Source organism: Pseudobacillus sp. 179-B 2D1 NHS (assembly GCF_045370945.1).
Classification (GTDB): Bacteria; Bacillota; Bacilli; order Bacillales; family Domibacillaceae; genus Pseudobacillus.
In genome coordinates, this window is the sequence record NZ_JBIQDP010000002.1 from 236,110 (window position 1) to 250,200 (window position 14,091).

General features: G+C 39.5%; 12 protein-coding genes and 1 riboswitch. Of the genes, 3 read left to right on the plus strand and 9 right to left on the minus strand.

The window, feature by feature from the left end; genetic code table 11:
• Window positions 1-80: 80 nt before the first annotated feature.
• From ACH0BF_RS03510 to ACH0BF_RS03525, 4 genes are all read right to left on the minus strand, one after another.
• Window positions 81-767, minus strand: coding sequence for a GntR family transcriptional regulator (locus ACH0BF_RS03510; protein WP_340855270.1), 687 nt, complete (start codon window positions 765-767; stop codon window positions 81-83).
• Between the two features lie 153 nt (window positions 768-920).
• Window positions 921-1,526: a spore protease YyaC gene (gene yyaC / locus ACH0BF_RS03515; RefSeq protein ID WP_340855273.1), complete on the minus strand. Its 606-nt coding sequence runs from the start codon at window positions 1,524-1,526 to the stop codon at window positions 921-923.
• Window positions 1,527-1,692: 166 nt separating this feature from the next.
• Complete coding sequence (locus ACH0BF_RS03520; RefSeq protein WP_340855275.1) at window positions 1,693-2,208, minus strand: isoprenylcysteine carboxyl methyltransferase family protein; 516 nt, start codon at window positions 2,206-2,208, stop codon at window positions 1,693-1,695.
• The gene (locus ACH0BF_RS03525) at window positions 2,205-3,275 is read right to left on the minus strand and encodes a type III polyketide synthase (RefSeq protein ID WP_340856459.1); all 1,071 of its coding nucleotides are present in this window, start codon (window positions 3,273-3,275) and stop codon (window positions 2,205-2,207) included. Before ACH0BF_RS03525 ends, ACH0BF_RS03520 begins: the two co-directional genes overlap by 4 nt.
• A 265-nt stretch (window positions 3,276-3,540) precedes the next feature.
• Between ACH0BF_RS03525 and ACH0BF_RS03530 the strand changes: the two genes are divergently transcribed.
• Complete coding sequence (locus tag ACH0BF_RS03530) at window positions 3,541-3,957, plus strand: PaaI family thioesterase (RefSeq protein ID WP_120036620.1); 417 nt, start codon at window positions 3,541-3,543, stop codon at window positions 3,955-3,957.
• Between the two features lie 128 nt (window positions 3,958-4,085).
• On the opposite strand, the gene ACH0BF_RS03535 is transcribed toward ACH0BF_RS03530, so the two are convergent.
• The 3 genes from ACH0BF_RS03535 to ACH0BF_RS03545 form a co-directional block, all read right to left on the minus strand.
• Complete coding sequence (locus ACH0BF_RS03535) at window positions 4,086-5,528, minus strand: aldehyde dehydrogenase family protein (protein ID WP_340855279.1); 1,443 nt, start codon at window positions 5,526-5,528, stop codon at window positions 4,086-4,088.
• A gap of 370 nt (window positions 5,529-5,898) precedes the next feature.
• Window positions 5,899-7,398, minus strand: a complete 1,500-nt coding sequence (locus ACH0BF_RS03540) for a class I adenylate-forming enzyme family protein (RefSeq protein WP_406908848.1) — start codon at window positions 7,396-7,398, stop codon at window positions 5,899-5,901.
• Window positions 7,399-7,841: 443 nt separating this feature from the next.
• Window positions 7,842-7,929: riboswitch (cyclic di-GMP riboswitch) on the minus strand.
• 294 nt (window positions 7,930-8,223) lie between these two features.
• The gene (locus tag ACH0BF_RS03545; protein WP_340855285.1) at window positions 8,224-8,559 is read right to left on the minus strand and encodes a hypothetical protein; all 336 of its coding nucleotides are present in this window, start codon (window positions 8,557-8,559) and stop codon (window positions 8,224-8,226) included.
• 306 nt (window positions 8,560-8,865) lie between these two features.
• On the opposite strand from ACH0BF_RS03545, the gene ACH0BF_RS03550 reads away from it, so the two are divergent.
• Window positions 8,866-10,854, plus strand: coding sequence for an S-layer homology domain-containing protein (locus ACH0BF_RS03550; protein ID WP_340855286.1), 1,989 nt, complete (start codon window positions 8,866-8,868; stop codon window positions 10,852-10,854).
• Between the two features lie 221 nt (window positions 10,855-11,075).
• Here ACH0BF_RS03550 and ACH0BF_RS03555 read toward each other — a convergent pair whose 3' ends face one another.
• The gene (locus ACH0BF_RS03555; RefSeq protein ID WP_120036615.1) at window positions 11,076-11,942 is read right to left on the minus strand and encodes an HD domain-containing protein; all 867 of its coding nucleotides are present in this window, start codon (window positions 11,940-11,942) and stop codon (window positions 11,076-11,078) included.
• A gap of 304 nt (window positions 11,943-12,246) precedes the next feature.
• Entirely contained in the window at window positions 12,247-13,206 is a 960-nt protein-coding gene (locus ACH0BF_RS03560; RefSeq protein ID WP_340855290.1) for a carbon-nitrogen hydrolase family protein, read from the minus strand.
• A 131-nt stretch (window positions 13,207-13,337) separates the two neighbouring features.
• Between ACH0BF_RS03560 and ACH0BF_RS03565 the strand changes: the two genes are divergently transcribed.
• On the plus strand, window positions 13,338-14,078 hold the full coding sequence (locus ACH0BF_RS03565) for a helix-turn-helix transcriptional regulator (RefSeq protein WP_406908850.1): 741 nt from the start codon (window positions 13,338-13,340) through the stop codon (window positions 14,076-14,078).
• Window positions 14,079-14,091: the final 13 nt, after the last annotated feature.

Here is a 14,091-nt window from a genome sequence, read left to right on the forward strand (position 1 = left end):
GCTATATAATAGGAATGATGTAGCTTCTCCTCATTTCAAATGAATGAAAAAAGAAGGACTTCTATGTCCTTCCTGATCTTTTAGAGTTTTTCTTTAGCTTTTTTGTCTTGATTGACTGCCTCTATATAAGCTTTTTTTGAATTTTCAATGTGGATTTTGGTTAAATACTCTGCCATTTCAGCTTCCTGATTAATGATTGCCTTCATAATATTAAGGTGTTCTTCCATAGATTGTCTGGGTCTTCCCGACTTTTTAAATCCTGTTTTTGCAAAAGCCCTTATGTAATCGGTTAAGCTGCTTAGCATTTCATGTAGTTTGGCATTTTTTGCAGAACTGTATAACAAGTAATTTAATTCGGTATGCAAGTCCGAAAAATCTGATTCTTTCTCATCTTTTAGCTGTGTTTCTACCTCTTCTATATAATGAGCAAACTTTTGCTTCGTTTCATCGTCAAGCTTTTGAACAGCTAACTTCGCAGCCAAGACCTCCAAAGAAGAAAGGATAGTGAATACTTCAATAATCTCTTTATCTGAAATATCTGCCACAATAACACCTTTTCTTGGCACTGTTTTTACAAAACCCTGTGACTCTAATCTGAATAAGGCTTCACGGATCGGTGTGCGACTAATATTTAGTTTTTCAGCCAGCTCCCTCTCTACTAGACGATCTCCCGTCTTAAGCTCACCGTCCAATATTAAGTCTTTTAAGTACAAATATGCTCTTTCGCGTATAGAGAGCAAATTCTCCTCTGACCAATTGTTTGCCAATTGTCCATCCCTCTTCCCTTTATTGTATATCGTATACCTTATAAAAATTATAACTTACTCTTTCTGTAAAGATCAAACCCCTTCTATTACACTGGAAAAGTACAGATAAATAGAAAGAATAGCGATTTTGCAGAGCCAAAAAATTTTTACTTTTTATGTTAATGAAATCCTTTCAGTAGAAAGTGTCTTAGTGATCACTTTCGTAATTGCTTTTGCAAGATTGATCACTGTGTAAAGCCGGGTGTTATTTAAAGACTGTGCAGGTGATAGCGGATCTAAATAATTCACTATTGCCCTCAAATGCAAATCCCCTACTTGAGGCAAAGCTTTATTAAGAGCGTTTCCCGGGATAAACGGTTCTTCTTTAAAGAGAATAAAGCCAATTTGATGTTCATCCCCTAAACAAGCATCAATTCCAAACACCAATGGATCACTATGTGTTTTATAAATTTCCTTTAAAACCTTTTCTAAATTTAAAGCGTGGACAGGCTCTTCCAGCGTACCGTATATAGGATAGGGAATTTTTTCTTTTTTCAGCATCGTTCCAACGAGAGGGCCGAGCGAATCTCCTGTCGAACGATCGGACCCGATGCATAAAAAAATAATTTCTTTATTAACTGAATGCTGCAGAGCCCATCTTACTTTACTAGACAAAATCTCTATTTCCCTCTCATCGATTTGGTCTTTGGCAGCCATGTAGTATCCTTTTTTTGCCTTTACTTCATTCTTTTTTCGCTTGGGAAAAGGCCACATATTCATCCCTATCCTCTCTATCTATATAGGTGTCGTAGTAAAAATAATCAAAATCTTATGTTCTATTCTATCAGGTATTTGTTATTTTTCACATCCTTCCTCTCCTTGTTCAACGATTGTTCATCTTATTCTTATGATAGAAAGGGGGTAATAAAAGAAAATATCGGCTGCTTTAAATTCTTTTCAATTTTTGCAGTGCCTTTTCTTCTGCAGGGATTCGTACGAAAAGCAATAACAGTGCATTTGCAACAGAAAAAATTAATGCTGTTCTCCATGCTCCGAAGATGAGCGGAAGTGTGACAATCTCAGTAGCTACTACTACATAGTTTGGATGGGAGATCCAGCGGTATGGACCACGTTTTACTCTCCATGCTCCTGGAAGAACAAGAATTTTTGTATTCCAAAATGGACCAAGAGACGCAAGAGACCAGATACGAAGTACTTGAGCAATTAAAAAAACAGTAAAATACCACTGCCACCCCCATGCCAGCTCTGTTCCCAAATAAAGGGCTTCTGCTAGCCAAGAAACAAAGAATAGGATGTGGAGCCATACAATCCATTTATAATGATCCGCTCCTATTTCTATAGCCCCCTGAGCTCTCATTCTCTTTTCATTGGAGCGAGCATAAATAACTTCCAACAGCCGTTGGATAACAACAAAAATGAATAGGATAAAAAAAAAGTTCATGATTGCTTCTCTCCCCATTCCATCCAGATCATCTCTGAACTAAACCCCGGTCCAAGCGCCGTGAGTAGTCCCTGTTCACCAGAAGCAGGCTGCTGACTCATCACTTCCTTTAAAACGTATAGCACTGTCGGAGAGGACATGTTCCCGTGAGAGGCTAACACGTTTCTTGATGGGGCCGTTTTCTCTTTTGGAAATCCTAGTGACTTTTCGTAGGCATCAATTACTTTTTTTCCACCTGGATGGGCAATAAAGTGGTCGATTTCAATTAATTCTTTGCCGAGCTTACCTAAAAAAAGAGCGGCATTGGGCTTTAACCAGTTTTCAATAATATTCGGAATATCCCTAGAGAAAACGACGTGCAGCCCTCCTTCTTTTACATCCCAGCCCATAACGTCTTCAGCATCAGGCATTAGTGTGGACTGTGTATCTTTAGTAAAGAATCCTGCTCCCTCAACTTGTGCCTCTTCACCAGTAACTAGCGCACACGCTGCACCATCGGCAAATAAGGACGTGCCGATCAAATTGCTTTTTGACATATCAGCATGCTGAAAAGTTAAGCTACATAATTCGACGCAGAGTACGAGCACTTTAGCGCCCGGATAAGCAAGACAATAATCATGTGCCCGGCTGATCCCTGCTGCACCACCTGCACAACCGAGTCCCCAAAGTGGGATTCTCTTTATATGAGCAGGAAATTTTAGTTCATTCATAATACGGGCATCAATAGTCGGTGTCGCCATTCCCGAGCTGGAGACAAAAATTAAGGCATCAATGTCCTCTTTATTGATCTTGGCTTCTTGCAAGCACTTTGTGACAGCTCTGCTTCCGAGACGGACAGATTCTTCAATATATTTCTGATTTTTTTCCTCTAATCCTCTCTCTTTCTCAAACCATGATAATGGAGCTGCAAAATATCGGCTTTCAATTTGTCCGTTACCGAATACCCGCAATAGTCGCTCAATATCGGTGTAATGCTCTCCAAACAAACTCCTTACAACTTTTACTACTTCTTTTTGATCAAAACGATACGGCGGATTCTCAGTCACTACACTCCGAATAAACGGCATCTCTTTCTCATCCCTTCTGCCAACTAAATAATTTACTTGTATCTTTCCCTCTTTAAATGGCTCATACACCCGTCTGTATTGGTTTTTGAAGAGTTTGTTCATCCTCTGTGCCGCCACATTAATTTATCCTTCTAGTGTATAAATTCAATGTAACACTCTTTTTACGATCGTTCATTTAATGTTAATGCAGGAGATCTAGCATACGTTGACGAATAGTTTATTTATTGTTTTGAAAGCGCTTATTTATATAGGAGGATGGATAAGAATGATTAAGACGATTAATTTAAATGAAGTGATCCGCGGGGAAAGTGCTCCACCGGCCTGCGATACAACACTTGGTGTAAAAGTAGTGGAAGCAGGGGAAGGGTATTCAAAAGGAACCTGGTCGATTGAGGACCGGCTGCTAAATGGGAATGGTGTCATCATGGGAGGTTTCGTAGCAGCGGCGGCTGATATTATGATGGCTTATGCCATTACTCCGTTATTGCATGAAAACCAAACGTTTGCGTCAATTAACTTGCAAACAACTTTTCACCGCCCTACCTTTACCGGCGAAGTGGACATCGAAGTCAAGGTAGAGAAGTTCGGTCGCACGGTTTCCTATCTGACTGCAGAATTAAAACAAAATGGGAAATTGACTGCAAGTGTGACTTCTTCTGTTATGATCATGGAGAAAAAGTGAAAATCAATTACCTATTTACCTGCTACTAGCGATATGATTTAAACAAGCGAGGTCTATTTCTACGACATAACAGCCCCTTTGACGAAGCTGTCAGAGGGGCTGTTCCTTGTTCTTTTAATAAGAAGAAATTACATTCGATCCATGTAAACCGTTTTAACCTGTGTATAAAACTCAATTGCCGTTTTGCCTTGTTCGCGTGAACCCGTGCTGGATGCTTTACAGCCGCCAAACGGAACTTGCGGCTCAGCACCAGCTGTTTCTGAATTTACATGAATAATCCCTGCTTCAATGTCATCCGCAAAGCGATGAGCAAAGGTAAGATTATTTGTACAGATAGCTGCACTTAAACCATATTCTGTATCATTAGCCATATCAATTGCCTGTTCATAGCTCTTTACTTTGAATAAGGCAATGACAGGTCCGAAAATTTCTTCCCTGGCAATTCGAGCATTCCGAGATACATTTTCAAAAATGGTTGGCTGCACATAAAAACCGCTGGCAAGCTCTTCATTCGCTGCCATCTCGCCTCCGCACAGAAGAGTCGCTTCTTTCTTGCCAGCTTCTATCATAGCTAGCACGCCGTCTCTTTGGTTTTTTGATACTGCCGGTCCCATAAATGAATCTGCTTCAAGGGGATTTCCCACTTTTAATTCTTTCGTACGTTCAACTAAACGATCACGAAATGCTTCATAGATTCCCTCTTCGACAATCACACGACTCGTTGCCGTACATTTTTGTCCGGTAGATTTAAAAGCGCCATTTATAGCAATACTCACAGCTTTTTCTACATCAGCATCTGCGAGTACGATCAATGGGTTTTTTCCACCCATTTCTAACTGCGCCTTTTTCCCATTTGCTGTTGCTTGATTTTGAATTTGCAAACCAACCTGATTAGAGCCGGTGAAAGAAATAGCTTTGATTCCCGGGTTTTCTACAAGCTCATTGCCGACTACCGACCCTCTTCCGAATACACAGTTTACAACACCCGCTGGCATCCCAGCTTCGTCAAAGGCTTTCATGACGTGATAAACAGACTTCGGAGTAAGATCTGCTGGCTTAATCACTATTGTGTTTCCATAAATAAGAGCTGGTGCGAGTTTCCAAACTGGAATAGCGATTGGAAAGTTCCAAGGAGTAATTAATGCAATTGGGCCAAGTGGGACACGGTTCGTATATAAAAGTGTGTCTGCATTGGCAGATGGAATCACGTCACCGATTGGCTGAAGACCTTCTGCTGCGTAATACTCTAGAATACTAATGGCACGCTGTGTCTCTCCAATTGATTCTGCAAGTGTTTTACCTTCTTCAAGCGCCAAGTCCCGCCCTACTTCTTCTATATTTTCACTTAAGATCGCTGCTGCCTTACGCAGATAGGATGCCCGTGTTTGGGAAGAGCATTTTTTCCATGACAAAAACGCTTCCTTCGCTGCTGCTACTGCTTCTTGAACATCCTCTTTTGAGCTAGAAGGAAATTCCCCTAGAATTTCTCCATTATGAGGACTTGTATTTTCTTTGTATTCCCCTGTAATTGGTTCTTTCCACTGTCCATTAATGTAATTTAAATAACGCATTGTTTCTCCTCCTCTTTCAACAATAATCACTTATACTGCTTTATCAAAAAAGCAATCGGGCATCTGTTCCTATCAGTTTGTCTATCTATCGTTCACTCGCAAATGAGTGGCAATGTTTCCCCAGACTATGCCGAAAAGTGAGAGGGAATGCGGATTCTACATTTGGTAAAAGTGTCGTGAATAGTGGAACTTTTTTTAGTTTAGCATATTTTCAGTTATTAGAAATAGCGAAATGGTTGTCTTGCAATCAAATGTTAGATGATTTTTCAGAGACCTGTACTTCATTCTGATTTCCTTCCTCTTCAGCTATGTATGAGCTTTTTAAAAGGAATGCTTTTATTAAGATAAACCGTCTCACCATGTAAAAGAATTAACTCTTTTCTTCAATATTCGCAATTAATTTTTGCGCCTCTTGCTTTAAGGTCACTTTATCCACTTTTCCTTGAACTAAAGGAATATCTTCCAAAATAAAAATCTTATCCGGAACCTTGAAACTGGCCAAACGGTCTCTACAATAATTGTAAATCTCGCTTAATGGAATTTCTTTCTTTTTGATAATAAAAGCAATGACTTGTTCGCCAAAGATGGCATGAGGCATTCCTAAAACCGCTGCTTTTTCTACTGCTTCATGCTTCGTTAGCATTTGTTCAATTTCGCCCCGGATAACCTGTTGTCCGCCTTTCTTGATCATATCTTTTTTTCGACCAACGACTTTAATTTTTTGCTCACTCGTGATTTTCGCCAAATCTCCTGTACTAAACCAGCCTTCTTTATACAGTTCTTCTGTTAGCTCCGGGCATTTATAATAGCCAAGAAATTTACAAGGTGTTTTAAAATGTAATTCACCTACGCCTTCTTTGGATAGATTCTCCAAATTATACGCCACTCCAGGTGTTAACGACCATTCTACTCCCTCCCGAATATCAGACTCTGTGTACATAAGGGCTCCTAATTCCGAGAGACCATACATACTAGTGATTTTACAATGATGTAAGGGGTCAAGTCCTTCAAAAAATTCGGCCGTAATCATTTCCCCAGCCAAGCTTACTTCCGTTAGCGATTTAAGCACAGATATATCACTAACTTTGTCAAACATACATAAAGCTTTGAATAACGAAGGACTGGTCACTAGTTTATTCGCAGGATTCCACTTCATTAGTTTTAAAATTGCCGGAAAACTAAATGATTCAGTAGCAACAATCGTGATTTGAGAATGAAGCCCCGCCAGCAGCCAGCAAAGCCCATACAACACCGATGTTGGAACCACCAGGAAAACCTTGTCTTCTTTTGAGAGGCTAGCCCCCTTAGTTAGTGCCCTTTCGGCAAACTCAAAAAAGGCTCTATCAACTATTATTCCCTTTGGTGTTCCCGTGCTGCCGGATGTGCACCCGATGATGTAAGGCGAGTGGTCCGCTTCCCTTCGTTTTGGTTTCCCAGCAATGATCTCCGTTTTCCATTCATGACCATCGGCTGATTCAATGATCGCAACCTCCTCACCCACAGAGCCTGCCCATGCCCGCACAGTTTTTTCTAAATAGAAACCGTTGTGTTCCTTGACTGTAAAGACGATATGCGGATCAATAAAGGATAGGATTTGAGTTAAATCTTCTTTTCTTAAGAGTGGGCTTATCGGGACAACTGTTCCGCCTAACTTGTTCACCGTGAGTAAGATACTTAAAAAAGTAGCCACCCCTGGTACAATGATCGCTACTTTTTTCCCTTTGATATCACCCATATCTTTCAAAATTGAATGATATTCTTTGACACTTTTCTTTAGGTCTCCTAACGTGTACGTCCCTGTTTGTGTAATTAGAGCTCTTTTAGATAAATCTGCTTCTTCACAAAAAATCCAATTATATAAATCCGTCATACGGACCTTCCTTTCGTAAGAAAACGTGCCATCTTTTCTAACATGTATAGCATGTATCAAAAAGAATGAACGCTGCTTTCAATTTCCTTTAAATTTAGACCATCAAGCACATTAGACAACTCTTGTTTTACGTTGAATTTTTATTAGTAACATAAGTTTTAAGCAAGCTTTCTATAATTAACTTTAACAGAGCAGCTTAACAAAGAGGGCGCCTTTTAAAAAAACATATTTTTTGATGCTTCGATAAATAGTTGCATGAACGCTTCTATTCTTAGAGAGTTTTTGTTAACTTATCTATTAAAAATTAAATTCCCTCTTAATATTCCGCATCTTCCCCCTACAATTTAGTGAAAGTCATACAAAAAGGCCTGCCAAAGATTGGCAGGCCTTTTTGTATCAGGGTACTCTCATAAAGAGCATCCCTGATTTTTGCCCAATCCTCTTTCTGTAACCAGGAGGCCATAGCTAAAAAATAACCGCAGGCCCTTAGCTTTGCGTCCTTATCTCTGGACAAGCTTTCCATCCTCGTTTGTAAATACAGCTTATTCCTGACAAATCTTAAGTCACAGAGCCTTCTCATGGTTATGATAATCGTTCTAAAAGTAAATGTAAACATCAATGTATAAATTAACCATTTCTTGTTCATATTTGACGAAAAGACCAATTATAGTTATTGCTTACTTCATATTTCTTCGTAGCAAGCTCTTTTATCATCGACGCTCACTTAGCTTATAAGCCCCCAAAATACATAGGCTCTTTCATTAACATTCATTAACGAGTGATGAATGGTAGAAAGAATGAAAAACTCCGGTACGTCTTCTCAGCCTATGAGTGAGCAGTTTCCTGCACACTCTCTTTTCCCTTTACTTTGTCAATCTTATCGATGAACATTTGAAACACTTTTTTCTTTTCTTCCAAATCCTTGATTTCTTCCTTTAGCTGATTAAACCTCTTTTCAAAAGGGGTATGATAAAGCTCACGGATATTGCGAATAATGTCTTCGTTAATTGTTGACTGAATCACTTGTTTAGTGATGCTGAATTTATAAGAATACACCTGTAGTTCCCGCTTGATTTCCTCGTATTCCTTATCTATATCTTTTAACAATTCGCCAATCTCGCGTTTCCATTCTTCTAAAGACTTCTTTACATGTTCCTCCATGTGTGGACTCCTTTATCCGTCATAGTATGTATCTTATTTATTGCTACCTTTCATTGTAGCAATTGAACTTTTCATCTTCTTTTCTATGAAATTACATGGAAATAAAAAATGAGTAACATCTTTTATTTTTTACCGTAACAGAAAAAAAGATTGCTGTATTTTCTTAAATCTTTTTCCTTCTATAGTAGAATGGACCCCTTATCTTGTTCTTTATTTTCTGTTACGATTAATCGGTAGATGAAAAACTATCATATTATGGAAGATTACAAAAATCATAGGAAGTTTTTTGAAAGAAAGGAGTCTATTATGAGAAAACTAACTGCGTTTTTCCTCACTCTTTTGTTGGTTCTCCCGATTATACCCTCTCCCTCTGCCGCAGATGACATCAGCGGTGCATTAGAAAAAGAAATGAGAGCGATGGTTGAGAAAGGAATTGTCTCTGGCTACGGAGAAGGACGCTATGCCCCAAAGGAAAAAGTAACAAGAGGACAATTCGCTGCTTTCTTAGCGCGAGCTCTTCATTTAAGTGGCGGAACGACAACATTTTCTGATGTTCCCCCTACATTAACACTGGCACCAAGCATCAATGCAGCAGCCCAAGCAGGGATCATTTCTGGTTATTCAAACGGGAAATTCGGTCCTGATGACTTTATCAACCGGGAACAAATGTCCGTCATGATCGACAATTCGCTTGATTTTCTTAAAGTATCGAAAATAAGAGGATCGCTTGATTTTACTGACGCCAATGAAATCACCTCCTCTATGTTCCGGTTAGCTATTGCTCACATGGTAGGACTTAATATTACCGCTGGCATTCCAAATGTTGATAAAAACAATAACAATCTCGGAACCCTTAGGTTTGAACCGAAAAGCCACACAACACGCGAACAAGCGGCGGCTTTTATTTATCGAATGCTTAAGGTTGCTGAAAAAGAAGAAGAGCCCGAGCCGGATGGGCCATTTAGAGTGGGAACAGTGGACGCAAACGGCAACCTGAATACCGGCGCTAAAAGCTTTGATACATACGAAAAAGCCGCAGCGGCTATGGCAAATGATCCGGCACAAGTTATTATGTCCGGCAACCAAATCGTTAAAATGAATGCCGGCATCGTCGTTGCTAAACCGACCGTTGAACATGCGGCCACATTAATCTATGATTCTTCATTAAAAAACTTTTATTTCAATGTGGACGCCGGAGCTTATGGTACTCCTCCAACTGAATTGGAATACGTCACATCGGATGCAGAAAAAATAGAAATCAAAATTGCTGGAAAAACAGGTTTTGTCAAGCACAGCGATGCCTACCTTTTGCCTCAACCAATGATTAAGCGTCGAGCTTATTATTCAAAAGAGAACAACGGCCAATTGGTTCATCATTTATATAACTTTAATACAGATAAGTTTGTTACATACAGCGTAGGCCCTGCCCCTTCATTCATGAATTCTGGGGTGGAATATTACAGCTGGGATGGTGTTCATTTTAGAACGAAGCAAGGGGAAGCAGGAGCAGCTTATCAATATTTCAACATGCTATCTGCCCGTGCTAAAACAAATTATACTGCAGCTGACTTAGATCGGTATATTGATCAGGAGTTAGCAAGAAGAGAACAACTGCCAGGCTCTACATATAAGGACGCCACAAAGCTTAGCAAACTAAAAGGAATGGGCTCTTATTTTAAAGCAGCCGAGCAAAAATACAAGATTAACGCCCTGCTAATGCTTGGTATCTCTATTAATGAAAGCCAATTCGGCATGAGCGGCAATGCGTTGCAAAAAAATAACCTGTTTGGCCTGAACGTAACGGATAATAATCCGGAGAACGGCGATGCGTTTAAAACGCCTCAAGACAGCATCAATAGTTTTGCCAATAATTTCTTGAATAAAAAATATATCCCTATCCCACAAGATGGCCGGTTACTTTATCAAAATGGCGCTCACCTTGGCAATAAAAATAGCGGAATCAACGTAAGATACGCTTCTGATACAAACTGGGGCTACAAAGCAGCCGGTCATATGTATACACTGGATAAGGCAATGGGCGGCAAGGATTTTGTTAACAATCCTGCTCCATATTCAATCGGATTGACCACACAGTTGGTAAATGTGAGAAGCGGAGCTGGAACAAGCTTTGCCAAGCAGTTCACTTACCCTTCAGCCGGCTATTCAGTCGTCATTGTTGACACGGTTAAAGGAACAGATGGATCAACCTGGTATAAAGTTCTATCCGATAGTTTGGAAAATGAATTTTCCTATATTCATTCGGACTATATTAAAAAAATTAATATTGCCCGTTAAATAAAACAACGGTACGCTTTTCATTTGCGTACCGTTGTTTTGCCATTATCGCTTCTTTGTAAATGTTTTATTGGAGGCTTTCCTTCATTATTACGATATACCTTTTGTTCTAGATAGAAATTGAAAAAGGAACTGAACCATTTTCCAAACAAAAATAGCGCTGCTCAATTTGAACAGCGCCTTTCATATATAAAGTGCCTAAATTTGATCGCCAGCATCATTTATAGCTTTTTTTCATTGCGTTTAAAATACCGATAAACTTCATCATCAGACCAGGCGAGCCGCTTTTGCAAAACGGCTGTGTATAGCATTAAAAGGAGCGGCCCATCCGAATTACTTTGAAATTCGGTCCCTCGCTTTTGAAAAGCTTCCATTAGCGGAAGAGCAAAGTCCATTCGACCGTTTCGATAATAAAAATCTACTTCTGCATGTACTTCTTTAACAAATTCCAAAAGTTCAGCCTTTTCTAAAAGTGGAATTTCCTCCTCTATCACTTGGTAAGGTACATCAAATAACAAATCAATGGTTTCATTTGTAAGTTTTTCTCTACCAATGAATAGCCGGTTCACATCTTTTTCCAAATCACGAATCAGCTTAAACTCCCCTCTTCGTGGCTTAAGCTGTTTTACAATATTTGAATAGTACCAGTGTTGATTGCTTTTTCCTTGATTAAAATGCTCCCATGCTTTCGCTCCTTCTTCTTCCATTACCTTGTGAATGCTGCGGACATTATGAATCTTGTCACAGACAATAACTTGAAGTGCCTCTTTCGACATAAACGGCAAAGCAGCAATCGTTGCCTGTTTTCTCTCTTCCCAAGATAAGGATTTATCCTGCTCTGAAGCTGCTCTCACAATATCCGCTACCCGTCTACCAAACTCTGTGACTAGCTGATCATACGTGGTCTCTGTGTCCTCCAGAGTATCATGAAGGATTCCTGCTGCAATGACTCCCTCAGAGCAGCCTGCTTTTTGCAGCATCATCCCCACGGCAAATGGATGAGCAATGTAAGGAATAGCAGCCGCTTTACGCACTTGCTCCCTATGAGCGATTGCAGCAAAGTTGATAGCTTTTTCAATAAGTTCCATTGTATTTCCCCCACCTTTTGAAAGATTTCACTTTTCTATTCTTATACCCTATTCAATCGATATTTTTCAGGAAGAAGACCTTGATCTATTCATTATAAACCTTCCGTTTCAAAGAGACAGATACAGTTCAGAGGAATTTTGAAAATACTCTGCGAGGTGAATGGAGAAGAAGAAGAGAGGTAAACGGCCGCTGACAGACATGGCAGAACAACTATTATCATTGCCATGCCTGTTTCAACAGCTCACTTTAACAAACAGCTGACAGATTATCATTTAAACAGCTGCCTGTGTCCAAACTGATTAATTAGTGAGACGAAGTCTTTAATTCTTTTGGGCCTTTATAGCGAGTAATCTGATCCGGCGTCTTTGCATGAGGAAAGGAAAGATTTTTATATACGTCTGCATTCTCAATGCCGTTTCTATAACATTCGTCCACATTACATCCCTCTTCTTTAAATTCCTTTAACATTTTTAGAAAACCAAACATCCCGCAGGAACCATTTTCTCTCACACGTCTCACTTCCTCTAAGTTTAAGTGAACGAAAGTAAAAGACTCCGCAATGCCTAACTCTTCAATGATTCTTCCTTCTGGATCAACTGCTACTGAATTCCCCATCCCAACCGGTGACGGCTGATTAATGCTGACAACAAAACACTGGTTTTCAATTGCCCGGGTAATCGCCACCGGTGTATGATTTCGCAACCCGCCAATCCACTCTCCTTGAAGAGTAGGCTTAATAATCACTTCTGCTCCCTTTAAAGCAAGGTTACGCGCCGATTCTGGATAATGACCGTCCGCACAAATCAAAAAGCCGATCTTTCCAATGTGAGGGATTTCAAATACAGGAAATTCGTTGCCCGGAGAAGACGGCTCTAACGGGTAAGGAATGAATACCTTTCTATACTTGGGAACAATCTCTCCCTGAGGAGAAATTAATATCATTGTATTGTACACTTTTTCATCTTCACCCAGCTCAAAGAAGGAACCTGGAACGAGCCATTTGTTTATCTGTTTCGCTTTTTCTATCAGCTTTTGTACAATCGGGCCATTTGGTATTAGCTCTGCCATTTTTCTCCATTTTATAGGTTCTACTCCACTCAAATACAGTTCTGGAAAAGCGATCAGATCAATAGTCGGGTTTATAAAACAAACTTGATCGATGTGCCACATCATTTTTTCTAGATTTTCTCTCTTTTTCTCTCCTGGATCAGAGCTCACACTTGGTGAGGCTACTTGAATGATTGCCATATTTAAATAACTCATTCTATCCTCTCCCTTCTTTTTTATCATAAAATAGATAGAATAGTATGAATATTATTCGAAAGTGTAATATTCCTTCTGTTATATCAACAACGGATTTAGTAGGAATGTACAGAATTTAACGAGGTGAGAACATGGGAGAAATACTGTTCAGCACTTGTAAAGATATGCTGCTTCAGTTGGATGATCTGGAGACACTCTCAGAATTCCGGGAACAGGTACTATTTTTATTCGATAAATATTTTGGGCTCGAACGCTCAATTTTCTGGCTATGCAGGGAGGAAGGAGAGATTTACAGTCCTGTCACTAGAAATACACCCGAACAATCCCTTCGCCAATATATGAGTGACTATTCCGACAAGGACCTTCTATTGCCTATACGTGTATCTTCCCTGCTATCCAATACAAGAGTGCTAAGAATAGAAGATATGGTATCTAAACAAGAATATGAAAATAGTCTTTTTTATAATGACTTCATGAAGCCCGGTAACATTTATCATGAAATGGGCGTTTATTTGATGAATCAAAACAAGCCAATCGGCGGAATCTCTTTTGTAGGAGAACAAGAAAACGCGGGCTTTAAGGATGAAGCGGCCAAAAGCATCGATCTCCTTTCACACTTTATCTCGATGAAGCTTTACTACATTTTGAAACACCCCTTTAGGAATATTCCGATGGAGGATGTACATTTAACACCTAGTGAAGAAAAAGTTTGCAAACTTTTACAAACGGGTCTCACGAATCAAGAAATGGCTGACCATTTATTTGTCAGCTTACATGCGATAAAAAAGCATCTGCAAAATATTTATAAGAAGCTCGGTGTAACAAACAGAACAAGCCTTTTATCCTTTATCATGCATAAAAGTTTATCATAGGGATATTTTCCTT